Annotated in this window: 1 protein-coding gene; it reads left to right on the forward strand. The window is 34.0% G+C overall.

Annotated elements, in window-relative coordinates; all coding sequences use genetic code 11:
* A partial coding sequence (locus V6255_RS18785) for a hypothetical protein (RefSeq protein ID WP_341629462.1) occupies nucleotides 1-215 on the forward strand: 215 nt, incomplete at both ends.

Consider the following 215-nt stretch of genomic DNA (forward strand, 5'->3'; position numbering starts at 1 on the left):
ATGCCTTAGTGTCTAATGAAACAACGCCAACAACATTACAACTTGCACTGCCAATACATCGTAAAGATATTAATGTAATGGCTGTAGATGATAATAGAGAGAACTTAAAACTTATCTCTGCAATGTTAACCGCTAGAGTTCATCGAGTAACAACTTGTAAGACTGGTAAAGAAGCTGTTGAACATGCAAAAAATACACCTTTTGATATTATCTTT

This window comes from Psychromonas arctica (assembly GCF_038155225.1).
GTDB classification, from domain to species: Bacteria; Pseudomonadota; Gammaproteobacteria; order Enterobacterales; family Psychromonadaceae; genus Psychromonas; species Psychromonas arctica_B.